Annotated in this window: 23 protein-coding genes and 1 tRNA gene; 7 read left to right on the forward strand and 17 right to left on the reverse strand. The window is 70.5% G+C overall.

What is annotated here, in order from left to right; translation table 11 throughout:
* The 3 genes from NJ4_RS18545 to NJ4_RS18555 form a co-directional block, all read left to right on the forward strand.
* On the forward strand, positions 1-495 hold a 495-nt coding region (locus NJ4_RS18545; RefSeq protein WP_456093720.1), incomplete at its 5' end, for a thiolase family protein.
* Entirely contained in the window at positions 489-1,172 is a 684-nt protein-coding gene (locus NJ4_RS18550) for an energy-coupling factor ABC transporter ATP-binding protein (protein ID WP_082748862.1), read from the forward strand. The genes NJ4_RS18545 and NJ4_RS18550, both read left to right, overlap by 7 nt.
* Positions 1,169-1,774, forward strand: a complete 606-nt coding sequence (locus tag NJ4_RS18555; protein WP_157551219.1) for an energy-coupling factor transporter transmembrane component T family protein — start codon at positions 1,169-1,171, stop codon at positions 1,772-1,774. The genes NJ4_RS18550 and NJ4_RS18555 overlap by 4 nt, the downstream gene beginning before the upstream one ends.
* Before the next feature lie 84 nt (positions 1,775-1,858).
* On the opposite strand, the gene NJ4_RS18560 is transcribed toward NJ4_RS18555, so the two are convergent.
* A tRNA-Thr gene (locus NJ4_RS18560) sits at positions 1,859-1,934 on the reverse strand.
* Positions 1,935-2,053: 119 nt separating this feature from the next.
* Complete coding sequence (locus NJ4_RS18565) at positions 2,054-2,242, reverse strand: hypothetical protein (RefSeq protein WP_067438560.1); 189 nt, start codon at positions 2,240-2,242, stop codon at positions 2,054-2,056.
* A gap of 101 nt (positions 2,243-2,343) precedes the next feature.
* Between NJ4_RS18565 and NJ4_RS18570 the strand changes: the two genes are divergently transcribed.
* A complete protein-coding gene (locus tag NJ4_RS18570; protein ID WP_067438563.1) occupies positions 2,344-3,261 on the forward strand; it encodes a LysR family transcriptional regulator in 918 nt (305 codons plus the stop codon).
* A gap of 111 nt (positions 3,262-3,372) precedes the next feature.
* On the opposite strand, the gene NJ4_RS18575 is transcribed toward NJ4_RS18570, so the two are convergent.
* The 8 genes from NJ4_RS18575 to NJ4_RS18610 form a co-directional block, all read right to left on the reverse strand.
* Positions 3,373-4,950: an alpha/beta hydrolase gene (locus tag NJ4_RS18575; RefSeq protein ID WP_067438566.1), complete on the reverse strand. Its 1,578-nt coding sequence runs from the start codon at positions 4,948-4,950 to the stop codon at positions 3,373-3,375.
* A gap of 16 nt (positions 4,951-4,966) precedes the next feature.
* A complete protein-coding gene (locus tag NJ4_RS18580; protein WP_067438569.1) occupies positions 4,967-6,145 on the reverse strand; it encodes a DNA polymerase III subunit delta' in 1,179 nt (392 codons plus the stop codon).
* Positions 6,142-6,792: a dTMP kinase gene (tmk, locus tag NJ4_RS18585; RefSeq protein ID WP_067438666.1), complete on the reverse strand. Its 651-nt coding sequence runs from the start codon at positions 6,790-6,792 to the stop codon at positions 6,142-6,144. The genes NJ4_RS18580 and tmk overlap by 4 nt, the downstream gene beginning before the upstream one ends.
* A 36-nt stretch (positions 6,793-6,828) precedes the next feature.
* Positions 6,829-9,555, reverse strand: coding sequence for a type I DNA topoisomerase (topA, locus tag NJ4_RS18590; protein WP_067438572.1), 2,727 nt, complete (start codon positions 9,553-9,555; stop codon positions 6,829-6,831).
* A 243-nt stretch (positions 9,556-9,798) separates the two neighbouring features.
* Positions 9,799-10,893, reverse strand: a complete 1,095-nt coding sequence (locus tag NJ4_RS18595; RefSeq protein ID WP_169799292.1) for a DUF2510 domain-containing protein — start codon at positions 10,891-10,893, stop codon at positions 9,799-9,801.
* A gap of 102 nt (positions 10,894-10,995) precedes the next feature.
* Positions 10,996-12,546 carry a DUF7059 domain-containing protein gene (locus NJ4_RS18600; protein WP_245644624.1) on the reverse strand — a complete coding sequence of 517 codons (1,551 nt, stop codon included), beginning with the start codon at positions 12,544-12,546 and terminating at the stop codon, positions 10,996-10,998.
* Between the two features lie 131 nt (positions 12,547-12,677).
* Positions 12,678-15,020 (reverse strand): sodium-translocating pyrophosphatase, encoded by a 2,343-nt coding sequence (locus tag NJ4_RS18605; protein ID WP_067438579.1) that lies wholly within the window; start codon positions 15,018-15,020, stop codon positions 12,678-12,680.
* 264 nt (positions 15,021-15,284) lie between these two features.
* A complete protein-coding gene (locus NJ4_RS18610) occupies positions 15,285-15,620 on the reverse strand; it encodes an STAS domain-containing protein (protein WP_067438583.1) in 336 nt (111 codons plus the stop codon).
* Positions 15,621-15,800: 180 nt separating this feature from the next.
* Between NJ4_RS18610 and NJ4_RS18615 the strand changes: the two genes are divergently transcribed.
* The 3 genes from NJ4_RS18615 to NJ4_RS18625 are packed head-to-tail and all read left to right on the forward strand — an operon-like array spanning position 15,801 to position 19,389.
* The gene (locus tag NJ4_RS18615) at positions 15,801-18,086 is read left to right on the forward strand and encodes a DEAD/DEAH box helicase (protein ID WP_281178351.1); all 2,286 of its coding nucleotides are present in this window, start codon (positions 15,801-15,803) and stop codon (positions 18,084-18,086) included.
* Between the two features lie 35 nt (positions 18,087-18,121).
* The gene (locus tag NJ4_RS18620; RefSeq protein ID WP_067438590.1) at positions 18,122-18,400 is read left to right on the forward strand and encodes a hypothetical protein; all 279 of its coding nucleotides are present in this window, start codon (positions 18,122-18,124) and stop codon (positions 18,398-18,400) included.
* The gene (locus tag NJ4_RS18625; RefSeq protein ID WP_067438594.1) at positions 18,400-19,389 is read left to right on the forward strand and encodes a Gfo/Idh/MocA family protein; all 990 of its coding nucleotides are present in this window, start codon (positions 18,400-18,402) and stop codon (positions 19,387-19,389) included. The genes NJ4_RS18620 and NJ4_RS18625 overlap by 1 nt, the downstream gene beginning before the upstream one ends.
* A gap of 39 nt (positions 19,390-19,428) precedes the next feature.
* Here the strand turns inward: NJ4_RS18625 and NJ4_RS18630 are convergent, their stop codons facing one another.
* From NJ4_RS18630 to NJ4_RS18660, 7 genes are all read right to left on the reverse strand, one after another.
* Positions 19,429-20,106 (reverse strand): sensor domain-containing protein, encoded by a 678-nt coding sequence (locus NJ4_RS18630; protein WP_067438598.1) that lies wholly within the window; start codon positions 20,104-20,106, stop codon positions 19,429-19,431.
* Between the two features lie 112 nt (positions 20,107-20,218).
* Complete coding sequence (locus tag NJ4_RS18635; RefSeq protein WP_082748865.1) at positions 20,219-20,614, reverse strand: Rv3654c family TadE-like protein; 396 nt, start codon at positions 20,612-20,614, stop codon at positions 20,219-20,221.
* Positions 20,604-20,963 carry a TadE family type IV pilus minor pilin gene (locus NJ4_RS18640; RefSeq protein ID WP_067438602.1) on the reverse strand — a complete coding sequence of 120 codons (360 nt, stop codon included), beginning with the start codon at positions 20,961-20,963 and terminating at the stop codon, positions 20,604-20,606. The genes NJ4_RS18635 and NJ4_RS18640 overlap by 11 nt, the downstream gene beginning before the upstream one ends.
* Positions 20,960-21,145, reverse strand: a complete 186-nt coding sequence (locus NJ4_RS18645) for a DUF4244 domain-containing protein (RefSeq protein WP_067438676.1) — start codon at positions 21,143-21,145, stop codon at positions 20,960-20,962. Before NJ4_RS18645 ends, NJ4_RS18640 begins: the two co-directional genes overlap by 4 nt.
* 137 nt (positions 21,146-21,282) lie before the next feature.
* Entirely contained in the window at positions 21,283-22,008 is a 726-nt protein-coding gene (locus tag NJ4_RS18650; protein WP_067438605.1) for a type II secretion system F family protein, read from the reverse strand.
* Positions 22,005-22,772: a type II secretion system F family protein gene (locus NJ4_RS18655; protein ID WP_067438608.1), complete on the reverse strand. Its 768-nt coding sequence runs from the start codon at positions 22,770-22,772 to the stop codon at positions 22,005-22,007. The genes NJ4_RS18650 and NJ4_RS18655 overlap by 4 nt, the downstream gene beginning before the upstream one ends.
* Positions 22,772-23,917 carry a TadA family conjugal transfer-associated ATPase gene (locus tag NJ4_RS18660; protein ID WP_245644625.1) on the reverse strand — a complete coding sequence of 382 codons (1,146 nt, stop codon included), beginning with the start codon at positions 23,915-23,917 and terminating at the stop codon, positions 22,772-22,774. The genes NJ4_RS18655 and NJ4_RS18660 overlap by 1 nt, the downstream gene beginning before the upstream one ends.
* Positions 23,918-23,925: the final 8 nt, after the last annotated feature.

A 23,925-nucleotide genomic window follows, 5' to 3' on the forward strand; every position in this document is an offset into this window, starting at 1 on the left:
GCCCGGCTGCCCGCCGCGTTCCGGGCCGGTGGCACCGTCACCGCCGGCAACTCGTGCGGCATCAGCGACGGCGCCGCGGCGGTGGCCGTGGTCAGCCCGGAGACGAGGGAACGCCTGGGCCTGCCCGGGCTGCGCATCCTCGGCACCGCAACGGCCGGGGTCGCGCCGTCGCGCCCGGGTCGTGGTCTGGTGCCCGCCGTCCGCCTCGCTCTCGAGAGCGCCGGCCTGACCCTGGACCAGATGGACGCGGTCGAGTTCAACGAGGCCTTCGCGGGGCAGGTGCTGGCCTGCTGCGACGAACTGGAGCTCGACCCGGACCGGGTCTGCACCGAGGGTGGCGCGCTGGCCCTCGGGCACCCTTGGGGCGCCTCGGGCGCGGTGCTCGTCGTGCGCCTGTTCTCCCAGCTGGTCACCCACGGTCGGGGTCGCTACGGGGTGGCCGCGATCGCCGCCGGCGGAGGCATGGGCGTGGCGATGGTGGTGGAGTCGTGCTGATCGAGATCTCCGGGGTCTCCCACACGTACGCCGGCCGTGCACAACCGGTGGTGCGCGATCTCGACGTACGCCTGAGCGAGCACCGCGTCGGTGTGATCGGCGCCAACGGCTCCGGCAAGTCCACCTTCGCGCGCATGCTCAACGGACTCGTCGTGCCCTCCGAGGGGACGGTGAGTGTCGACGGGCTCGACACGGCCCGCCAGGGCCGCGAGATCCGCAAACGGGTCGGCTTCTGCTTCACCGACCCCGACTCCCAGATCGTGATGCCCACGGTCGCCGAGGACGTCGCCTTCGGGCTGCGGCGTCGCGGCCTGTCCAAGGCGGAGGTCGCCGCCCGGGTCGATGCCACGCTGAGGGCACGCGGGCTGGACGGACACGCGGACCACCCCGCCCACCTGCTCTCGGGGGGTCAGAAGCAGCTGCTCGCCCTCAGCTCCATCCTGGTCACCGAGCCCGACCTGCTCGTGATGGACGAACCGACCACCCTGCTCGACCTGCGCAACACCCGCCGCGTCGCCGACGTGGTCGTCGGCCTCCCCCAGCAGGTCGTGCTGGTCACCCACGACCTCGACCTGCTCGTCGGCTTCGACCGGGTGCTCGTGTTCGACGAGACCCGGCTGGTCCACGACGGACCACCAGCTGCAGCGATCAAGCACTACCGGGAGCTGATGGCGTGACCGGCCCCATCGGGCTCTACCTCCCCGGCAGGTCGGTGCTGCACCGCCTGCCCGCGGGGGCGAAGCTCGCGGCGCTGGTGGTGGCCGGTGCCGGCTCCCTGTTCGTCCGTACACCGACCCAGACCGGCATCGCCGTCGCCGTGGTTCTCCTCGGCTACGCGGTGGCCCGTGTCTCCCCGCGCGTCATCTGGACGTCCTTCCGGCCGCTGTTGTGGGTGATCGTGCCCCTCACCGTCTTCCAGGTCGTGGTCGTCGGCTGGGAGAAGGCGATGGTGATCGTCGGCGTGATCGTGGCGCTGGTGCTGCTGGCCAACCTGGTCACCCTGACCACCCGGACCACCGACCTGGTCGACGTCGTGGTGAGGGTCTGCGAGCCCCTCCGAGTCCTGGGCATCAACCCCGAACGCGTCGGGCTGATGCTCAACCTGGCGATCCGCGGCGTGCCGCTCATGGTGGAACTGGCCGGCCAGGTCCGCGAGGCCCAACTGGCCCGTGGGCACAACGTCAGCGCGCGGGCGTTCGCCGTACCCCTCATCGTCGGCGCCCTGCGGCGGGCCGACGAGCTCGGCGACGCGCTCGCCGCGCGGGGCTTCGACGACTGAGACCGACCTGACTCGCGACGACGGAGTGGCCCGAGTGCGAACCGCCCCTCTCCTGCGCTGGTGCAGGTGAGGGGCGGTTCGTCGTGGAGCCGCCTGTCAGAATCGAACTGACGACCTAATCATTACGAGTGATTCGCTCTACCGACTGAGCTAAGGCGGCGCGTTGTCCGGGACGGATCCCGGACAACCCGGGGAAGTATACGCAGGACAGGCGCGCCGGTCGAAATCAGATCGACGACCGGCCCCGGCACCGGTCGTCGAGGTGCGGTCGGTGCCGGATCAGGCGACCGTGGCAGCGGTTGCCGGCTCGGTCGCGCCGGCCGTGAGGCCGTCGTGCCAGAGCTGCTCGGAGCCGCACCAGCACGTGTAGGTCATCGCGGTCACGCCCTCGATACGGGCCATGCCGGTCACCTGGCTCGGAAAGATCAGCATCGTCTGGTCGCAGGCGGTGCAGTGATTGGCGAACATGGTGGCCTCCCCAGGTCTGGTTGATTCCTTGACCACCATGATCGGCGACGTGTAGCGATAGGGGTAGCCTCGCTTTCCTGTAGAACCCCAAGGGAGTCCCTATGCTTTCGCTGCATCAGCTCCGCTGTTTCCTCACCGTCTACGAGCTCGGCTCCCTGACCGCCGCGGCCGAGCACCTCGGCTACGCGCAGCCGTCGGTCTCCGAGCAGATCCGGTCGCTCGAGCGCACGCTGGGCGTCGAGCTCTTCGCCTGCCCCGGCCGTGGGGTGGCGCCCACCGCGGCCGCCGAGACCCTGCGGCCCCACGCGGAGCGCACCATCGAGTCGGCCGAGGAGGCGCGCCGTGCGGTGCAGGCGGTCAGCGCCCTCGAGACCGGCACGATCCGGTTCGGCATGTTTGGCACCGCGCGGTTGTACGCCGGCGCGTCCCTGATCGCCGACGTGCTGCACCGTCACCCCGGAGTGCGCGTCGAGCTGGTCGGGCAGAACTCCTCCGACGTGCACGACGACCTTCGTCGCGGGCGCATCGAGGCCGCCATGATCGCCGTCCCGCAGGTGAGCAGCGAGGGGATGGCCGTGACCCCCGTGGCCCACGACGAGCTGGTCTACATCAGCGCCGACAAGGAGCGCCTGCGCAGCCCGGTCACTGCCCAGCGGCTCGCCAAGGCCTCACTCGTCATGCCCGAGACAACCTGGCGCGCCGAGGACTCCACCCGCATCGTGCTGCGCCAGATGCTGCACGAGACCGGGCTCAACCCGCAGACCCGCATCGAGGTCGAGGACGCCGAGACCGCCGTCGAGCTGGTCGGCATGGGGTTGGCCGACTCGGTCGTCCCCCGCGGCGTCGCGGACTCACTGCTCCCCCGGCTGGCACCGAACGCGGGCTTCGTCTCGCTGCGTCCCAAGCAGGTCGACACGATCGCGATCGTGCACCGGGCCGGCGCCACCCTGTCACCCGCGGCCCGGCTGATGATCGAGCTGGCCACCGCCCGCATCCAGGCGATCGCCGAACCGATCTGACTCCATTCGACCCGAGCGCGCGGTGAGTGCACGATCCGTGTCACTTCTTGGCTCGATGTCGACACAAGACGTGCACTCACGGCCCCAGCGGGGCCGACAGGGGCGAGCTGACTACCGGCAGGTCACGTCGGCGCTGGGGACCTCTCCGTCGATCAGGTAGGACTCGATCGTGTCGTCGACGCAGTCGTTGCCCATGTTGTAGCCGGTGTGGCCGTCACCGTTGCGGCTGACCAGGATCGCCGGGTCGAGCTGTTTGGCCAGGGACTGCGCCCACTCGTAGGGCGTGGCCGGGTCGCGGGTGGTGCCGACGACCAGCAACGGGTCGGCACCCTTCGCGGTCAGCGGGGGACGTTTCTCGGGCTTGGGCCCCTGGTAGCCGACGCAGCTGTTGAGGCCCCACGCGAAGACGTCTCCGAAGGTCGGCGACGCCTTGCGGAACTGGGCGAACGTGGCCGGGATCTTGGAGGTCGGCATCGACCACGGGTCGTCGCGACAGCTGATCGCCCAGAACGCCTCGGAGCTGTTGTCGGAGTAGCCGCCGGTCGCGTCGCGCGAGGAGTAGGCGTCGGAGAGCTGGAGCAACCCGGAGCCGTCTCCCTTCAACGCCTTCTCGAGAGCACCGTCGAGAATCGGCCAGTACTCGTCGTTGTAGAGCGGCGTGACGATGCCGTAGAACGCGTTGCCGACCTCGAGCGAGCGGTCACCCACCGTCAGCGGCTTGGCGTCGACCTTCGCCAGGAACTGCTTGATCGTCTTCAGCGCGGCCGCCCGGGAACGGCCCAGGAAGCAGGAGCCGCCCTCCACGCAGGCATCGACGTACGCCGTGATCGCCCGCTGGAAGCCCTCGGCCTGGCCGAGACTGAGCTGCTCGGAGGTCAGCGACACGTCGACCGCGCCGTCGAGCACCAGCCGCCCGGAGCGGTCGGGAAACAGGTCGGCGTACGTCGCACCGAGCTTGGTGCCGTAGGACGCCCCGAAGTAGGTCAGCTTGTCCTCGTCGAGGGCGGCCCGGAGCACGTCCATGTCGCGGGCGGCCTCGACGGTCGAGACGTGGGCGGCGACGTCTCCGCTGAGTCGCTGGCACCCGGCACCCATCTCGACGTTGCGCCGGCGCATCGCCGTGACCTCGGCGGGGTCGTCGGGCGTCGGGTCACCGGCGATGTAGGCGTCCAGCTCGGCATCGGAGAGGCAGTCGACCGGCGAGCTCTTGCCGGTCCCGCGCGGGTCGAAGCCGACCACGTCGAACTTCGCGCGCACCGGCTCACCGAGGGCGTACTCGGCCTGGTCGGCGTAGGAGGTGCCCGGGGCGCCGGGGCCGCCGGGGTTCACCACCAGGTAGCCGAGGCGGGCGTCCTGGTCGTCGGCCGGACGCATGAGGAGGTTGAGGCTGATCGTGGACCCGGTGGGGTCCGCGTAGTCCAGCGGGACGTCGATCGTCGCGCACTTGCGGTTGCCGCAGTCGGACCAGTCGACCCGCTGGTCGTAGAACGACTGCAGCGCCGCGTCGGGTGCGGACTGGTCGCCGCCCGGGTCACCGGCGCCGTCGCCGGGAGCGGAGGGATCGGCCGGATGCCCCATCGAGCCCTGCGCGGCGTCGTCGTCGTTGTCCATGGCGAGGTTCCACACGGTGGTGCCGATGACGAAGAGCATCAACACCCCCAGGCAGATGATCGCGACGATTCGTTTCACTCTGGCCTCTCCTCGATCACGGACGGGTGCCCTCGGGAAGACGCAGGGCGACCATCATCGACTCCAGCGCCAGCGCGGGCGGGACGTTGAACTCGAGCATCTGCTCGCGGGCGGTGAACACGGCGGTGATGCGCTGGAGGTTCTGCTCCGGGGTGGTCGCGCGCACCAGCCGGTCGAGGTCTCGTCGCAGCTCCTCGTTGACCAGCTCGGTGCCGGCCCCGGTGCCCAGCACGATCGCGTCGCGGTAGACCGAGACGAGGTCCATCAGGCCGCGGTCGATCACGTCGAGGACGCGCCGCTTTGCCCGGGTCTTCTGGCCCTTCTCGAGGGCGCTCAGCGCCGGGGAGTACTCCCGCGGGCGGCGCCCCCGCTCGACCACACCGTACGACGAGTCGAGGTCGGCCTTCTCACGCACGTCGAGCTCGGCGGTGATCGCCTCGGCTTCGGCCTTGGCGACGTCATGGAGGTTGGTGGCCGACGCCATCGCGTTGCCCAGGGAGGTCAACCGCAAGGGCATGTCGACGACCTCCTTGCGGCGGTTGCGGGTGGCCTCGTCGCGGGCCAGGGCACGGGCCCGGCCGATGTGACCCTGACTGGCGCGGGCGGCGTACGCAGCCAGGCCCTCACCCACGTCGAGCGTGCGGACCAGGAACGCGGCGACGTCGGCAGTCGACGGGGTGGCCAGGGTGACCAGCCGGCAGCGTGAACGGATCGTGGGCAGGACGTCGTCGACGGTGGGGGTGCAGAGCATCCAGACGGTGCGGTCGGTCGGCTCCTCGATCGCCTTGAGGAGCGCGTTGCAGGCCTGCTCGGTGAGCCGGTCGGCGTCCTCGACGATCAGGATCTGCCACCGCCGGCCGACTGGGGCCAACGCCGAGCGGCGGACCAGGTCACGCACCTCGTCGACCCCGATGGAGAGCTTCTCGGTGCGGATCACCGAGACATCGGCATGGGAGCCGGCCAACACGGTGCGGCAGGAGTGGCAGACCCCGCACCCCGGGCCGGCATCGCTCTCGCACTGCAGCGCCGCGGCGAACGCGACCGCGGCGTTGGAGCGACCGGATCCCGGCGGGCCGGTGAACAGGAAGGCCTGGCTCATGCCGTGCCCGTCGGCGGCGGCCCGCAAGGCCGCGATCACCGGCCGCTGGCCGACCAGGGTGTCCCAGACCGAGGCCTGCTGCTGTGCGGTGGTCATGACCTCGCCGCCTGGCGCAGCATCGGCTGCACGCGCTCGCGCACGGCCTTGCTGATGTCGTCGACCGGCAGTCGCGCGTCGAGGACGAGGTAGTGCTCGGGGCTGGCCGCCGCCATGCGCAGGAACGCCTCACGGACCCGCAGGTGGAACTCGGCAGACTCTCCCTCGATGCGGTCGCGCCCGGCGAAGCGGCCCAGTCCGGCCTGGGGCTCGAGGTCGAGCACGACGGTGAGATGCGGACGCAGGTCGTGGGTGGCCCACCGGTTGACCTGCTCGACCTCGTCGACGAGGAGGTCACGACCGGCGCCCTGGTAGGCCAACGCGGAGTCGACGTAGCGATCGGTGATCACCACCTCGCCCCGAGCCAGCGCCGGCGCCACCACGGTGTCGATGTGCTCGGCCTTGTCGGCTGCGTAGAGCAGGGCCTCGGTGCGGTGGGAGAGCTCGCCGGTCGCCGGATCGAGCACGATCTGGCGGATCTTGCGGCCCACCTCGGTGTCGCCGGGTTCGAAGGTGAGCAGCACCGCGAAGCCCTCGGCCTCCAACCACGTGCGCAGGGCGCGCGACTGGGTCGACTTGCCGGCGCCCTCGCCGCCCTCGAAGCAGACGAAGACACCGTGGTCGGAGTAGCGGCCGGGTGACGTCACGTCGTACACCTTATGAGGTGCCACCCACGACCGACCTCACGCCTTCTTGGCCGTCTTCTTCGCCGCGGTCTTCTTCGTCGTCTTCTTGGCCGCAGCCTTCTTGGTGGCACTCTTGGCGGTCTTCTTCGCCGGGACCTTCTTCGCGCCCTTCTTGGCCGCCTTCTTCGCCGGACCCTTCTCGCGACGCTCGGCCAGCAGCTCGGCCGCGCGCTCGATGGTGATCGCCTCGACGGTGTCGTCCTTGCGGAGCGTGGCGTTGTATTCGCCGTCGGTCACGTAGTCACCGAAGCGACCGGACTTCACCACCACCGGCTGACCCGAGACCGGGTCGGGACCCAGCTCCTTGAGCGGTGGCGTGGCCGCACCACGACCCCGCTGCTTGGGCTGGGCGTAGATCGCCAGGGCCTCGTCGAGCGTGATCGTGAGCAGCTGCTCCTCGGAGGAGATCGTCCGGGAGTCGGTGCCCTTCTTCAGGTAGGGCCCGTAGCGACCGTTCTGCGCGGTGATCTCGACACCCTCGGCGTCCTCGCCGACCACCCGCGGCAGCGACAACAGCTTGACCGCGTCGTCGAGCGTGATCGTGTCGAGGGACATCGACTTGAACAGCGAGCCGGTGCGCGGCTTGGCCTTCTTGGGGGCGTCCTCGGGCAGCAGCTCGGTGACGAAGGGACCGTAGCGGCCGTTCTTGGCGACCACGGTCAACCCGGTCTCGGGGTGCTCGCCGAGCTGGATCTCCTCGCCCGCGGGGTTGGCCAGCAGCTCCTTGGCCTTCTCCATGGTCAGCTCGTCGGGCGGCAGGTCGTCGGGCACGTTGGCCCGCTTGCCTGCCGGGGCCCCGTCGTCGCCGGGGCCCTCGAGGTAGGGGCCGTAGCGGCCGACGCGCAGCGCAATGCCACTGTCGGGTCCGCCGACCGGGAAGGTCGCCAGCTCCTTCGCGTCGATGTCACCGAGGCCATTGACCAGCGGGTGCAGGCCGGCGACCTTGTCGGAGCCGTAGTAGAACTCCGCGAGCTCGGTGTTGCGATCGCGGCGGCCACCGGCGATGTCGTCGAGGATGTCCTCCATGCCGGCGGTGAACTCGTAGGAGATCAGCCGGGTGAAGTGGTCGGTCAGCAGTCGCACCACTGAGAACGCCAGCCAGGCCGGCACCAGCGCGGTGCCCTTCTTGTAGACGTAGCCACGGTTCAGGATGGTGCCGATGATCGACGCGTACGTCGAGGGGCGGCCGATCTCGCGCTCCTCGAGCTCCTTGATCAGCGTGGCCTCGGTGAACCGTGACGGCGGCTTCGTGTCGTGGCCCTGGGCCTGCAGGGAGGCCGAGGTGACCCGGTTCCCCTCCTCGAGCAGCGGCAGGCGGGTCTCCTGGTCGTCGCGTGCGGCGGCCTTGTCGTCCGTGCCCTCGACGTAGGCCTTGAGGAAGCCGTGGAAGGTGATCACCCGGCCGCTCGAGGAGAACACGACGTCCTCACCGGTCGTGGCGGCACCGCCGTAGCGGATCGAGACCGAGTTGCCGACGGCGTCCTTCATCTGCGAGGCGACGGTGCGCATCCAGATCAGCTCGTAGAGCCGGAACTGCTCACCGGTCAGGCCGGTCTGGGCCGGCGTACGGAAGTGTTCGCCGGCGGGACGGATCGCCTCGTGCGCCTCCTGGGCGTTCTTGACCTTCGAGGCGTAGACCCGCGGCTTGTCGGGGAGGTACTCCGCTCCGTAGAGCTCGCGCACCTGCTCACGGGCGGCACCGATCGCCGACCCCGACAGCGTCGTGGAGTCGGTACGCATGTAGGTGATGAAGCCGTTCTCGTAGAGGCGCTGCGCCACCGACATGGTGCCGGAGGCGCTCATGCCGAGCTTGCGGCTGGCCTCCTGCTGGAGCGTGGTCGTGCGGAACGGGGCGTACGGCGAGCGCTTGTAGGGCTTGGACTCGACCGAGCGGACGTCGTACGTCGTGTCCTGCAGGGCCGAGACGAGGGCCTCGGCGCGGGCACGGTCGAGGTGGACGACGGACTTGCTGGCACTCGACGCCTTGAGCTGGCCGTCGTCGCCGAAGTCGGAGCCGCGAGCGACCCGCGACCCGTCGACGGAGTGCAGCTTGCCCGGGAAGATGCGGGGGTCGAGGCCGGCGCCGGCATCGAAGGAGCCGTCGATGTCCCAGTAGGACGCGGAGCGGAAGGCCATCCGATCCTTCTCACGGTCGACCACCAGGCGGGTGGCCACCGACTGCACCCTGCCGGCGGAGAGACCGCTCATGACCTTGCGCCACAGGACCGGCGAGACCTCGTAGCCGTAGAGGCGGTCGAGGATGCGGCGGGTCTCCTGGGCCTCGACGAGGTCCATCGCGATCTCGCGCGGGTTCTCGACGGCGGCCAGGATCGCGGCCTTGGTGATCTCGTGGAAGACCATCCGCTTGACCGGGATGTTCTTCGGCTTCAGCTCGTCGAGAAGGTGCCACGCGATGGCCTCCCCCTCGCGGTCCTCATCGGTGGCGAGGAAGAGTTCGTCGGCGTCCTTGAGGAGGCCCTTGAGCTTGGTGATGTGGCTCTTCTTGTCGCGCGGGACGACGTAATAGGGCGTGAAGCCGTTCTCGACGTCGACCGCCAACCGCCCCCACGGCTTGTCCTTGATCTTCGCGGGAGTGTCGGCCGCGTTGTTCGGAAGGTCACGGATGTGGCCGATCGACGACTCGACGACGTATCCCGCGCCGAGGTAGCCCGCAATGGTGCGGGCCTTGGCGGGGGACTCGACGATCACCAACTTGTGTGCCACGGAACTCGTTGTCTCCTGTTGTTACTGCGGGCTCTGACGTGAATCGACAGGTGCTCCCGGCCGCTTACGGTAGCGCGTGCCGCAATCGGTCCTGACCAGACTGCGCTCCGGTGGTCAGTTGACGCTCAGTCGACGGGCCGATCTGCCGGTTCACCGCGACCCGCTCGTTCCTCGCTCTCACGGCTCAGTCGACGGGCCGATCTGCCGCTTCACCGCGACCCGCTCGTTCCTCGCTCTCACGGCTCAGTCGACGGTGATCCCCGCGACTGTCTCGTTGAGCTGGCTCAGCAGCGCATCGTTGCCCAGCGGAACCACGCCGACGAAGATCGCGAAGGTCTCCGGGTCGCCGGTCTCGACGGCCACGACGACCATCGAGTCGCCCGTGGACTTGAGCCCGGGTTCGTTGATCTCGACCTCGGAGTCGACCCGCCAGGCGTCGTGGCCGCCGACGTCGAGCGCCTCGGACGTGCCCGATCGGATGTCGGTGACGTTGCGGTAGATGCGCGCGGACCTCGCCGTGCATCCGGCGATGCTCGTGGCCGCCTGCTGTACGTCGGTGTAGCCGTCGGACCGCTTGACGCTGCCGACCACGACCATCGAGATCCACCCCGAGGTCTTCGTCCGCTCGATGACCTTCATCTGACCGTTCGGCGCGGTGAGGAAGTCGAAGGCGTCCTCGTTCCGGTCGGCCTCCGCGCCGTCGCTGTAACCCCGGGTGAGCGGGAACGAGATCCCACCACTGGCCACTCGGCCCGGCTCCGAGGCGCTCGCCGCCGCAGGCCGAGCGACCGCGCAGCTCTCCAGGGCAGGAGCCGCCGACGTCTCCGGGTCCGTGGGCTGGTCGGTCTCCGGATCATCGCTCTCGGGATCGGTCGGCTCGGTGGTCGGGTCGTCGCTGGGGTCGCTGGACTGCGAGGAGTCGTCGCTCTTCTTGTCGTCCTTGTCGTCGTCGCCGCCCAGGGTCAGCGCCGCGATGATGCCGCCGACGATGAGCACGACCAGCAGCAGACCGATCAGCACGATCCACAGACCACGCTTGCCGGACCCTCCCGAGGGGCCGCCCTGCGCAGGCATCGGCGACCACTGTCCGCCGGTCTGCGCAGGCCAGTGCTGGCTCTGCTGCTGATTCCCCTGCTGATTCCCCTGCTGGGGCCACTCCTGGCTCGGCTGCTGAGCCGGCTGTTGCTGGCTCGGCTGCGGCGGACCCGACGGTCCGGCCCCGGCCGGCGGTGCGTCGTACGGGTTCGTCGTCGTCTCCGCGCTCCACGACTGGCCGTTCCAGTAGCGGAACGAACCGGGCTGGCCGGACGGGTCTGGATACCAAGCAGGCTGGGACACGCCCACAGAGTAGTCACATGTGCGGCTGCGGTGGCCCAACTTCCACCCCAATCTCCACCCCGGCCGACGCGCAGCCGACGCGGCACAGCCCCCGTCCGTGGGTCAGCCCGCGACCAGGAACCCCTCTTCGACCAGCTCACGCACGGTCGGCAGATGGGTGGAGCGAGCCTCGTCGGTGTCGACCCCGAGCAACTCGGCCAGGGCGTCCAGGATCTGGCCGATGGTGAGCTCACCGTCACAGGCACCGACCAGCGCAGCCACCAGGGTGTCGGCCTGCCGCGCCCGGCGGAGGCCTCGCCGCTGGCGCAGCACGACGGTGTGCGGGTCCTCCGCGCCGGGTGCGCCGAGGGTCTCCTGCTGAACGTCGTTGCGAGCGACCGGGCGGGCGCCGAGGAGCGCGGCGTCGTCGAGTGCGTGCAGCCCGTCGATCGCCACGCCCCAGTCATGAATGGTGGGTGCGATCGGCTGCTCCACGTCGTAGGGCCACTCCTCCATGCGCACGGTCGGCTCACGCTCGGTGCGCCGCAGATTGATCCAACCGAAGCCGACCGCCTCGATCCCCTGCTCGGCGAACCACGCCAGCCAGGTGTCGTAGCGGCGTACGTAGTCGGGTGAGCCCTGCAGGCCGGCGTCCTTGAGCCACAGCTCGACGTACGTGGCGGGGTCGACGACCTCGCGCTGCACCACCCAGGCGTCGCAGTCGGTCACCCACTCGGCGAGGCGCTCGTCCCACCCGCGGTCCTCGGCGATCACCCAGTTGGCCAGGATCTGGCACCAGCCGCCGTCGGTCAGGTGCCCGGGCGCGGCCCGGACGATGTTCTCCACGACCCGGTCCCCGGGCAGCCCCGAGTCGCGGTAGACCAGCCGCTCTCCGGTCGCCGGGGAGATCACGAACGGCGGGTTGGTGGCGATCAGGTCGAATCGCTCACCGCGCACCGGCTCGAAGAACGACCCCTCGCGCACGTCGATCGTGCCTCCGGCGGTCGAGCCGGCCGAGACCCCGTTGAGCTGCGCATTGAGGCGCGTCATCCACAACGCGCGCTGGTTGACGTCGGTGGCGACCACGGACCGGGCGTGAGCGGCCAGGTGCAGGGCTTGTACGCCGCACCCGGTGCCGAGGTCGAGAGCCGTGTCGACGGGTCCACGAATCGTCAACTGGGCAAGGGATGTGGAGGCCGAGCTGATGCCGAGCACGTGATCGGGGCCGACCTTGTTCGGGGTGCCGTCGAGGCCGGGAGTGAGGTCGCTGACCACCCAGAGGTCGCGCTCCTCGTCGGCATAGGGGCGCACGTCGAGCCGGGCCGCCACCTCGCCGACGCTGCGCTCCAGGATCCCCTCCGCGGCCATCCGGTCGACCAGGTCGGGCAGGGCCTTCTCCGCATCGGCCACGGAGACCGGCGTCTGGAGCAGGAAGAGCCGGGTGAGCGTCTCGAGGGGCGTGCCTCCCCTGGTCCGCTGGAGGCCCGGGACCGTCTCGTTGCGTGACAGGGCGGTGTGGGCCGTCGTACCCAGCAGCTCGGCGACGCCGTCGTAGGTGTAGTCCGCGTCGCTGAGCGCGGCCCGCAGCCGGTCGGGGAGATCGGCGGCCGGGCTGTTCCCGGAGGGGCCGGTGGTGGACGAGCCGTTCAGGGGCGAGCTGGTCGAGGAGGGCACCCCGCGAGCCTAACCGCCGCCCCGCCGGCTGCCGTGAAGACGCCGACCCGTCGTGAATTCGGAACGACCCGTCGCCAGTTCGGACGAACTGACGACGGGTCGTGTGGTGACCTGCCGAGTCGAGGACTCGGTCAGGCGTTGTTCGAGACCTCCGCGACCGGCTCGTCGTCGCCGATCGCGATCGGACGGCGCTTGGAGATGTAGACCGCGACCACGATGATCGCGGTGGCGACACCGGCGATCAGCAGCGAGAGCGGTCGGTTGGCGTCCTCTCCCATGGTCAGGCTGATCACCGCACCCACGATCAGCAGCGAGACCAGGTTCATCACCTTGATCAGCGGGTTGATCGCCGGTCCGGCGGTGTCCTTGAACGGGTCGCCCACCGTGTCACCGATGATCGTCGCCTCGTGGGCGGCCGACCCCTTGCCGCCGTGGTTGCCGTCCTCGACCAGTTTCTTGGCGTTGTCCCAAGCGCCGCCGGCGTTGGCCAGGAAGACCGCCATCAGCGTGCCCGAGCCGATCGCCCCGGCCAGGAAGCCGGCCAAGGGACCCACACCGAGGCCGAACCCGACCGCGATCGGGGCGAGGATGGCCAGGATGCCCGGCGTGGCGAGCTCACGCAGCGAGTCCTTGGTGACGATGTCGACGACCTTGCCGTACTCGGGTCGTCCGGTGCCCTCCATGATCCCGGGGATCTCCCGGAACTGGCGGCGTACCTCGTAGACCACCGCGCCCGCGGCGCGGCCGACGGCGTTGATCGCCAGGCCGGAGAAGAGGAACACCACCGCGACACCGATCAGCAGACCGACCAGCACGTCAGGGCTGAAGACGAAGAACGACGTGAACAGGTCCGCCGCCTCCTCGTCGTCGAGCTTGGCGTCCTTGACCGCATCGATGGCCGACCCGATGTAGGAGCCGAACAGCGCGCTGGCCGCGAGTACGGCGGTCGCGATGGCAATGCCCTTCGTGATCGCCTTGGTCGTGTTGCCGACCGCGTCGAGCTCGGTGAGGATCTGCGCCCCCTCCTCGCTGACGTCGCCCGACATCTCGGCGATGCCCTGGGCGTTGTCGGAGACCGGCCCGAAGGTGTCCATGGCGACGATGACGCCGACCGTGGTGAGCAGCCCGCAACCGGCCAGGGCCACCGCGAACAGCGCAATGGTCAAGGATCCGGAGCCCAGCAGGAACGCCCCGAAGACCGCGGCCCCGATCACCAGCGTCGTGTAGACCGCCGACTCGAAACCGACCGACAGGCCGGAGAGGATGACGGTGGCGGCACCGGTCAGCGACGTCTTGCCGACGTCCTTGACCGGGCGGAACTCGGTGCCGGTGAAGTAGCCGGTCAGCGCGAGGATCACGGCGGCGAGCACGATGCCGATCAACACGGCCGCGGCCGCGATCAGGGCCGGGTTGCCGTCGGGGATCTCGGTTGCGCCGGCGAGCGCGTCGAGAGGCGCCACCTCGCCGTTGCCGCCGAGGTCGAGGTCACCGAAGTTCGTCGGCAGATAGACGAACGACAAGATCGTGCACCCGACCGCCGCGATCGCCGCGGAGATGTAGAACGCACGGTTGATCGTCTTGAGCCCGTTCTCGCCGGGCTTGGGCTTGCACAGGTAGATGCCGGCAACCGCGGTCAGCGCTCCGATCGCCGGCACGAGCAGCGGGAAGACCAGGCCCTTGTCCCCGAACGCGGCGCCGCCGAGGATCAGGGCGGCGACCAGCGTGACGGCGTACGACTCGAAGAGGTCGGCAGCCATGCCGGCGCAGTCGCCCACGTTGTCGCCCACGTTGTCGGCGATGGTCGCGGCGTTGCGCGGGTCGTCCTCGGGGATGTTGTTCTCCACCTTGCCGACCAGGTCGGCGCCGACGTCGGCGGCCTTGGTGAAGATGCCGCCTCCGACTCGCATGAACATGGCCAGGAGGGCGGCGCCGAAGCCGAAGCCCTCGAGCACGTGCGGGGCCTCGTCCTTGTAGATCAGCACCACGATGCTGGCACCCAGGAGGCCGAGCCCGACGGTGAGCATGCCAACCGTGGCTCCGGTGCGGAACCCGATGGTCATGGCGGGATCGCGACCTTCCGACTCGGCGGCGGCCGCGACGCGCAGGTTGGCCTTCACCGCCAGCGACATGCCCAGATAGCCCACCGTTGCGGAGAATCCGGCCCCGACCAGGAAGAAGATCGAGCGGCCTATGCGTACGGCCGTGTCGTCGGCGGGAAGGGCGAGGAGCAGGAAGAACGCAACCGCGGCGAAGATGCCGAGGGTGCGGAACTGGCGGGTGAGGTACGCGTTCGCGCCCTCCTGGACGGCCTGTGCGATCCGCTTCATGTTGTCGGTGCCTTCACCGGCGGCCAACACCTCGGCCCGGAACATCGCGGCCAGGCCCAGTGCGACAAGCGCAATGACTCCGACCACGATCACCAGGACGAGGTTGCCTCCGGAGACATCCACAGCAGCGGGGTAGATCCCGGGCATGGCTCTCCTTTGAGTGTGACGCGCGTTACACGATCCCGCCGGAGTCTAGCCATGCCGCAGCGGTAGTAGTTGTGACCCACGCCACATTGATCGCGCCAGCCCGCGATTTGGCCCGGGCAGTTTCACAGGCTCGCCTGTGTTTCTGCCCGATCGACGCGAAGTTTCGTGCCAATCGGTCAGTTTCACAGGCGCGCCTGTGAAACTGACCTGGCGCCCGGGTGCCCGGATGAGGCGCGGGACGCGCCACGTTCGACGGGCGGAGGATCAGGCGGAGGTGGCCGCTTCCGCGGAGGCGTGAATGGCGAACACCTTGGCCAGCCCGGTGATGCGGAAGATCTTCAGGAGGCGGTCCTGGTTGCAGACCAGCTGGAGCGAGCCGTCGTGGGCGCGCACCTTCTTCAGGCCGCCCACCAGGACGCCGAGGCCGGTGGAGTCGAGGAACTCCACGCCTTCCATGTCGATGATCAGGTGGTAGGTGCCCTCGCCCACGAGCTCCGTGATCTTGTCGCGCAACTTGGGAGCGGTATAGACGTCGATCTCGCCTTCGACCGCGACGATGGTCGCGCCATCCACCTCGCGTGTCACGAGCGTCAGGTCCACGTCTCTCCTCCGACGGCCGGGTGGCCATTGCGCGTCAGAGCCCCCAGTTGCCCCGACACTTCTCGCCATATCAAACCATGCACTCCCTGCTCGCGCATTCCGGTGGCACGAATCGGGGATGTCGGCGCGGGTTGCGACACTGGTCTCGTGCCTGTGACTCCAGCATCCTCCCGCCCCGCGGTGCGGAGTCTCATCGACGCCCTGACCACCCCAGCACGCGCCGATCGACTGCGTCACGTCGAAATGCTGCCGCCCCGGACACCGACGTACGCCGACTGGCCCGACTGGGTCGCGGGCCCGGTGCGCGAGGCCTTCACAGCGCGCGGCGTCGTCCACCCCTGGCGCCACCAGGTCGAGGGGGCCGAGGCCGCACACGCCGGGCGCCACGTGGTCGTGGCCACCGGCACCGCCTCCGGCAAGTCACTCGTCTACCAGGCCCCGGCCCTGACCGCGTGCCTGGAGCAACGCGGCGCTCGCGGCGAACGCGGAGCGACCGCCTTGTACGTCGCCCCGACCAAGGCGCTGGCCCAGGACCAGCTGGCGTCCCTGCAGACACTCGGGCTCGACGTGCGGGTCGCCACCCACGACGGCGACAGCTCCCGCGAACAACGCGACTGGGCCCGCGACCACGGCGAGTACCTGCTCACCAACCCCGACATGCTCCACCACTCGATGTTGCCGGGCCACGCCCGCTGGGCCCGGTTCTGGCGATCACTGCGCTACGTGGTGATCGACGAGTGCCACCACTACCGCGGGGTCTTCGGTGCCCACGTCTCCCACGTGCTTCGCCGTCTGCGGCGGGTCTGCGCGCTCTACGGCGCCTCTCCCACCTTCGTGCTCGCCTCCGCGACGGTGGCCTCCCCGGCCGAGCTGGGGCAGCGCCTGACCGGCCACGGCATGGTCGCGGTCACCGACGACACCTCACCTCGCGGCCAGGTCGCCCTCGCCCTGTGGGAGCCACCGTTCATCTCCCACCTCGGCGAGAACGGAGCCCCCGTACGCCGGGCAGCATCCTCCGAGGTCGCCGATCTGCTCACCGACCTCGTCGTCGAGGGAGTGCGCACCCTCGCCTTCGTCCGGTCCCGTCGCGGGGTCGAGTCGGTCGCCGCCACCGCGGCCGAACTTCTCAGCGAGGTCGCCCCGGAGCTTGCCGGCCGGGTCGCGCCCTACCGCGGCGGCTACCTCCCCGAGGAACGACGAGCCCTGGAGCAGCGGCTGCGCTCCGGTGAGCTGGTCGGGCTGGCAGCCACCAACGCCCTCGAGCTCGGCATCGACGTGAGCGGCCTCGACGCGGTGCTGCTGGCCGGCTTCCCCGGCACGCGGGCCGCCCTGTGGCAGCAGGTCGGGCGTGCGGGACGCGACGGCCAGGACGCACTCGGGATCCTCGTCGCCCGCGACGATCCCCTCGACACCTACCTCGTCACCCACCCCGACGCTCTGCTGGGCCGACCCGTGGAGGCGTGCGTCTTCGACCCCTCCAACCACCATGTCCTGGGGCCACACCTGCTGGCCGCGGCCGAGGAGTCGCCGCTGTCCCCCGACGAGCTGGGCCTCTTCGGGGACTCCGCACGCGAGGCGGTCGACGCGCTCACCGAGGCCGGCCTGCTGCGTCGTCGCGGCAGGCTCTGGTTCTGGACCGATCGGCGCCGGGCCAGCGACCTGGCCGACATCCGGTCGGCCGGCGGCTCCCCCGTGCAGCTGATCGAGGCCGGCACCGGTCGGGTGATCGGCACCGTGGACGCCGGCTCCGCGCACGGCACCGCCCACGAAGGCGCGGTCTACGTGCACCTGGGTGAGACCTGGCTGGTCACGTCCCTGGACCTGGACCAGAACGTCGCGATGATCGAGCCGGCCGAGCCGCCGTACTCCACCTCGGCCCGCGAGATCACCGACATCCGCATCGTGCAGGAGCTGCGCCACGAAGCCTGGGGGCGCAACCGCATGTCGTTCGGCGAGGTCGACGTCTCGCACCAGGTCGTCTCGTTCCTCAAGCGCCGCAACCCGAGCGGTGAGGTGATGGCCGAGGAGCCGCTCGACCTGCCCGAGCGGACCCTGCGAACTGCCGCCGTCTGGTGGACGGTGCCGACAGCCGTGCTCGAGGAGGCGGGTCTGGCCGAGGCCGACCTGCCCGGAGCGGCCCACGCGGCCGAGCATGCCTCGATCGGGCTGCTGCCACTCTTCGCGACCTGCGACCGCTGGGACATCGGTGGCGTCTCGACCGCACGGCATCCCGACACCGGCCAACTCACGGTCTTCGTCTACGACGGCCACCCCGGTGGAGCGGGCTTCGCCGAGCGCGGCTTCGCGGTGGCCCGTGACTGGCTTGGCGCCACCCGGGAGGCGATCGCCAGCTGCGCGTGCAGTGAGGGCTGCCCGTCGTGCGTGCAGTCGCCCAAGTGCGGCAACCAGAACCACCCGCTCGACAAGCACGAGGCGGTCCGGTTGCTCGACCTGCTGTTGACCTGACGATTGCACCGCACTTCTCGGAGTAGCGTGCACGCATGGTGATTCTCGGATTCGTCCTGATCCTGATCTCCGCCGTGGCGATCCTTGGTGCGATCTTTCTGCTCGACGGCACCGGAGTCGAATACTTCGGCGCCGACGTGCCCCCGGTGACGTTGTTCGTGGTGGGGGCACTCTGCGTGGTGTTCATCGGCATGGGCGCCAAGCTGATGACCTCGGGCACGAAGCGGAGCCTGCGCGCCCGCAAGGAACAACGACTGGAGGAACGCCGGCAGAAGGACGAGCAGGAGCGATCCGGCGACCACGAAACCTCCTGATGACCGGCTGGGGGATCCTCGCGACCGGAAAGATCGCGCACAGTTTCGCCCGCGACCTGCGGGAGGTCCCCGGGGCACGGTTGGCCGCGGTCGGGTCACGTCATGCGGAGAGGGCGCTGGTGTTCGCCGACGAGTTCGGGGCCGGCGAGTGCACGGCCCACGGTTCCTACGAGGCGCTGGTCGAGGACCCCTCCGTGGACGTGGTGTACGTCGCGAGCCCCCACGCGCTGCACCTCGACCACGCCAGGTTGGCGTTCGAGGCCGGCAAGCACGTGCTCTGCGAGAAGCCATTGACCCTCAACCTGGCCGAGGCCCGGGAGATGGTGCGGCTGTCCGTTGAGCACGGCCGGTTCCTGATGGAGGCGATGTGGACGCTGTGCCACCCGCTCGTGCGGGAACTCAGCCGGCGCATCGTCGCCGGCGACTTCGGGGTCCCGCGGCAGGTGCACGCCGACCTCGGCTGGGTGGTCGACCGACCGCCGACCGACCGGATGCTCGACCCAGCGCTGGGTGGTGGCGCCCTTCTGGACATGGGCGTCTATCCGCTGACCTTCGCCCAGCTGGTCCTCGGCAGGGCCGAGCTGCTCACCGCGGTTGCGGACCTGTCGCCGGCCGGAGTCGACCTGGACGTCGCGATCGCCGCACGCCACATCGGCGGTGGCACCTCGGCACTGTCGGCCTCGATGACGTCTCGACCCTCGCGGGCCGCCACGATCGCGACCACGACCGGGCTGGTCGAGGTGGCGGCCGACTTCCACCACCCGCCCGGCGCGACCTGGCGACCCCATGACGGAAGGCCCGAGGCGATCGTGGCGCCGGAGCCGGTGATGGGCCAGGGCTACGGCAATGAGGCCGCCGAGGTGATGCGCTGCATCGACGCGGGCCTGACCGAGAGTCCCCTGGTGCCGCACGCGTTCACCCTCGACGTGATCGGTCAGATGGACGAGCTGCGACGACAGATCGGCGTGGTCTACCCCGGCGAGAGGTGACTCGTCCGTCGGCTGGCCCCGAGCCGGTGGGGGTTCCGGTCAGGAGGCCCGGCTGCTCAGCAGCAGGCGCCCCAGCCCGGACTGGGCCAGCGCGCAGACCCGCACCACCAGGGGCACGGTCAGCAGGGCCAAGACACCGACCCCCAGCATCAGCAGGCTCTCCGCACCACGACCCTCCCCGAGCCGCAGCACCTCGACGAGCAGCTCGCTGTCGTCGTCGAAGGGGATGAACTGCTCCCAGTACCAATAGGACAGGCCGCCCAGAACCAGCGCCCACCAGGTCACGGTCACCACGAAGACGGCGATGCTGGAGACGAAGGAGAGCAGCGTCCAGCCCAGGTCGAACCACGACTGCGGGTCACGCAACGGCGTCGCGGCCCTGGCCAGCCAGCTCGCCTGCGGGTCCTGGCCGAGATAGGGCGGCGTACGAGCGTCGGCTCCGGAACCGTTCCCCGGGACCAGCGCGCGGATCCTGCTGCGCTCGACGTGTGCGAACCCGCGGGCCGCGTACGCCGTCGCGGCGAGCACCGGAATGCCGAACAGCAGCACCAGCAGTGACAGGCCGAGCGCCATTCCCGTGACGACCACGACAAAAGCGGGGATCGCGAAGAACAGCGCCGTGAGGTTGTAGGCCGTGTCCAGCCCGATGCGATGCAACCACGTCGGTCGCGGGGTCCGCGAGGTGTCGGTCTCGGCCATCTCGATCGTGGAGGTCATGGTTGGAACGCTAGGCCCGCATGCCGCCGCGATCAGGGGTGCTAGGTCCACTCTTCACCCCACCGCGACCAGACCGCGGTGCGTGTGGCCGATGCCGCGGCGGCGCGCAGCCTCACGGCGAGGGTCCGGCCCGCGCCCGGCCGATGACCTCGAAGGTGTGACCCAGGAACTCCGGGCCCTCCACGCGGACCGCGACCACGACGTCATCGCCTGCCGGGAGGCAGGAGGTGAGCTCGGCATGGTTGGCTGCGGCCACCTCGACCGCTGCGACGCAAGGGTCCGAACCCTGCTGGCCGGCGGTGGCACCGGCCAGTGCGGCAAGGTCGGCACCGGCCTGTGCGCGCCGGTGGGCCGCCGCGGTCGCGGTCATGAATGCGGCACCGAGACCGAGCAGCACCAGGACGCCGATCATCGAGACCACCACCAGGGATGCGCTTCCGGCGTCCGCCCACCCGCGGGCCCCAGAGGGCTCGGCGTCGCTCTCGCAACGGCACCCGTCACCGGACATCGTTCACCTCCTCGCGCAGGGCCGTCGCCTCGCCGTGCGTGCTGCCGGACACCGCGTCGAGCAGTCCGCCGGGTGAGGGCACCGATCCGGTGACGACAACGACGACCATGTCGCCCAGCTGTGAGACCGAGACCTCGGCACCGGGGGCCACCCGCTGTGCCAGGGCGACGGCGTCGGCTCGGCTCTCTCCACGCGCCAGCGCTCGGGCCGCCTCACGCGCGGCGTCGGTCGCCTTCATCTGCGCGACCCCGAAGGTCAGCATCCACACCATGGCCAGGGTCACCGCCACCAGGAGCGGGAGGGCGAGCGCCGTCTCCGCGGTGACCGCCCCCCGCTCACTGCGGTTCATCCGATGCCGAGCATTCCGAGCACGTGGTTGAACATCTGACGCAGCATCTGGTCTCCGAAGCCCCCGGTGACCAGCTGGTAGAGCACGCCGGCCAGCCCGGCACCTGCGGCGGTGCCGACCGCATATTCCGCGGTGGTGATGCCTCGCTCGTCGGTATGCCGCTTGACGCCTGTCCTTGCCATGAATACCTCCTCCGGTCCGGCCACGGTCGTGACCGGTGTCTCCACCCTCCGCGATTCCGGACCTCGCCGTCGGCGACCGCGACCGCTCTGTGGAGAAACCCGACGCGCGTGGTCCTGTGCACGAAAGGCGGCCCGCTTCACCACGACAGCGAGCTCAGCGCCGAGGCGATGACCGGCACGATGCCGACCACCAGGAACGCCGGCAGCAGGAGGAGTCCCAACGGCACCGCGGCGCGCACTCCGACTGTGCGGGCCCGGTCCTCGACCCGGGCCCGCTCCTCACGCGCCAGGTCCAGGCCGAGACGGCGTACGACGTCCGCGATCGGAACGCCCGACGTCTCGGCACGGAGCAGAGCCCTGCCCACGCGTTCATAGGCGGGCGAGTTCGACAGCTCCCGCCACACGTCGACCGGTGCCATCCCGAACCCGAGCCGGGCGTCGGCACGTCGCAACGGTTCGGTGCCGGGGCCGGGCAGGGCTGCGGCAACCTGGTGGAGCGCCTCGGGAAGGGACCCACCTGCGGCAAGCACGAGGCCGAGCAGCTGCACGACCTGGGGAAGGTCGCGAGCGGCCGCCTGCCGCTTCCGCAGCTCCGAGGCCGGAGCTGCCCGGGCGATGGTCACCCAGACCGCGACGAATGCCACGACGGCGACCACACCGCCCAGCGGCAGGGGCACCAGCGTCACCCCTCCGAGCGCAGCGCACACACTGACCACGAGCCGGTGACGGGCCGGGAACGAGATCTCCGCCACCGGCAGCAACGGTGGCGCCCCACCCCCGACGAGCCGGGGCGAAGGCCGGGCCCGGAAGCAGAGGAGCACCGCGGCGGCGGCGAGCAGTGCGGGAAGGACGGCCCGGGTCACGCCGAGGCCTCCACCCCTGCCGCGATGGCCTCGATCCAGCAGAGTCCGGCCACCGTCAGCAACACACCGGCCGCCAGGCACGCCAGGCCCAACGGGGTGCTGAGCAGGAACCGAACCGGGTCGCCCCCGGCCCCTGAGCCCATCACCAGGGTGAGCACGGGAAGGCCGGCCATCAGTCTCGCGGTCGAGCGGGCCGACGCCAGCTCCGTGCGCACGAGTCTGCGTGTGGCCTCACGCTCGCGGACCGTCTCGGCCACCTCAGCCAGTGCCACGGCAGGCCCACTGCCGGATCGGACCGCCACCTGCCAGGCCGACGCCACCAGACGCAGGTCACCGGCTCCGGGGCGCCCGGACAGCTCACGCAGCGCGTCGGGAACCGAGCCACCCAGCGCGTGCGCCGACACCACGGCCGCGAACGGAGGCCAGACGTGCGCGGCCTCGTCGAGGCAGCGGTCGGCGGGCAGGCCCGCGGCGAGCTCTCCACCGACCAGCTCGCAGACCTCTTGGATGCGGGCACCCGTCGCAGCCGCTGCCACGGAACGCCGCCGTCGGGTGCGCAACAGGAGCAGGCCGAACACTGCTGCACCAAGGATCGCGGCCGGCGCGGCAACCCGCCAGGACAGGCCGCCGAGTGCTGCGTAGGCCCCCGGAGCCACGACACCGCAGACCGCCCACAGCACGGAGGGCGGCCTGGCACGACGCGGAAGGGGTCGGAGCAGGCAGACCGCGACCCCGGCCAGCCCGGCTGCGAACAACGCGCTCATCAACCCGACAGCCGATCGGCAAGCCGGCCGATGCCCGGACCTTCGCGCACGGTGCCGTCGGCGCCGAAGGACACGGCGGTCACCGCCTCGACGAAACCGTCACGTCCGCGCACCGGGACCGCCAGCTCGGCCAGCCGTCGGCGCCCACCGCGGTCGCGGCCCAGGTGGAGGAAGACGTCGATCGCCGAGGCGAGCTGGCTGTGCACGGCGTCGCGACCCATGCCCGCCGGGAGCGCCAGCGCCTCGATGCGGGCCGGTACGTCGGCGGCGGAGTTGGCGTGGAGCGTGCCGCAGCCCCCCTCGTGCCCCGTGTTGAGGGCGGCCAGCAGGTCGACGACCTCGATGCCGCGCACCTCACCCACCACGACCCGGTCGGGCCGCATGCGCAGCGCCTGGCGGACCAGCGTGCGCATCGGGATCTCCCCGACGCCTTCCACGTTGGCCACCCGCGCCTCCAGCCCGACGACGTGTGGGTGGGTGGGGCGCAGCTCGCTGGAGTCCTCGACCAGGACGAGCCGCTGGTCGGGGTCGACCTCGCCCAGCATCGCAGCCAGGAGGGTGGTCTTTCCTGAGCCGGTGCCGCCCGAGACCAGGAACGAGAGTCGAGCGTTGAGCACGCGTCGCGTGAGAGCGAGCGCCTCGGCAGCCAGGGACCCGCGCTCGGCAAGCTCGGTCAGCGACCAGCCCGTCGGCCGGGGGACCCGCAAGGAGATCACCGTGCCCGGCCTGGCCACGGGGGCCAGCACAGCATGGCACCGGGTGCCGTCGCGGAGCCGGACGTCGACATGGGGCGAGGCATCGTCGAGGCGGCGCCCGCCGGACGAGGCGAGACGCTGCGCGAGGCGGCGTACGGCGTCCTCGTCGGGGAAGGTGACCTCGGCCCGTTCGAGGCCGTGCCCCCGGTCGAACCAGACCGAGTCGGCACCGTTGACCAGGACGTCGGTCACCCCTTCCTGTCGCAGGAGTGGATCGAGAGGACCCGCGCCGGTGACGTCGGCCAGCAACGCTTCGTGGACGGCCAGGACCGTGGCGTCGCCCACCGGCCGCCCGGCCGCTCGGAGCGCCTCCGCCACTCGTTGCGGCGTGAGCAGGTGCCCGTCCCGGGCCAGCTTGTCCCGGACCTCTTCGAGCAGTTCCGTGGGCACCACACGCG

This window comes from Nocardioides jensenii JCM 1364 = NBRC 14755, from assembly GCF_001552535.1.
Classification (GTDB): domain Bacteria; phylum Actinomycetota; class Actinomycetes; order Propionibacteriales; family Nocardioidaceae; genus Nocardioides; species Nocardioides jensenii.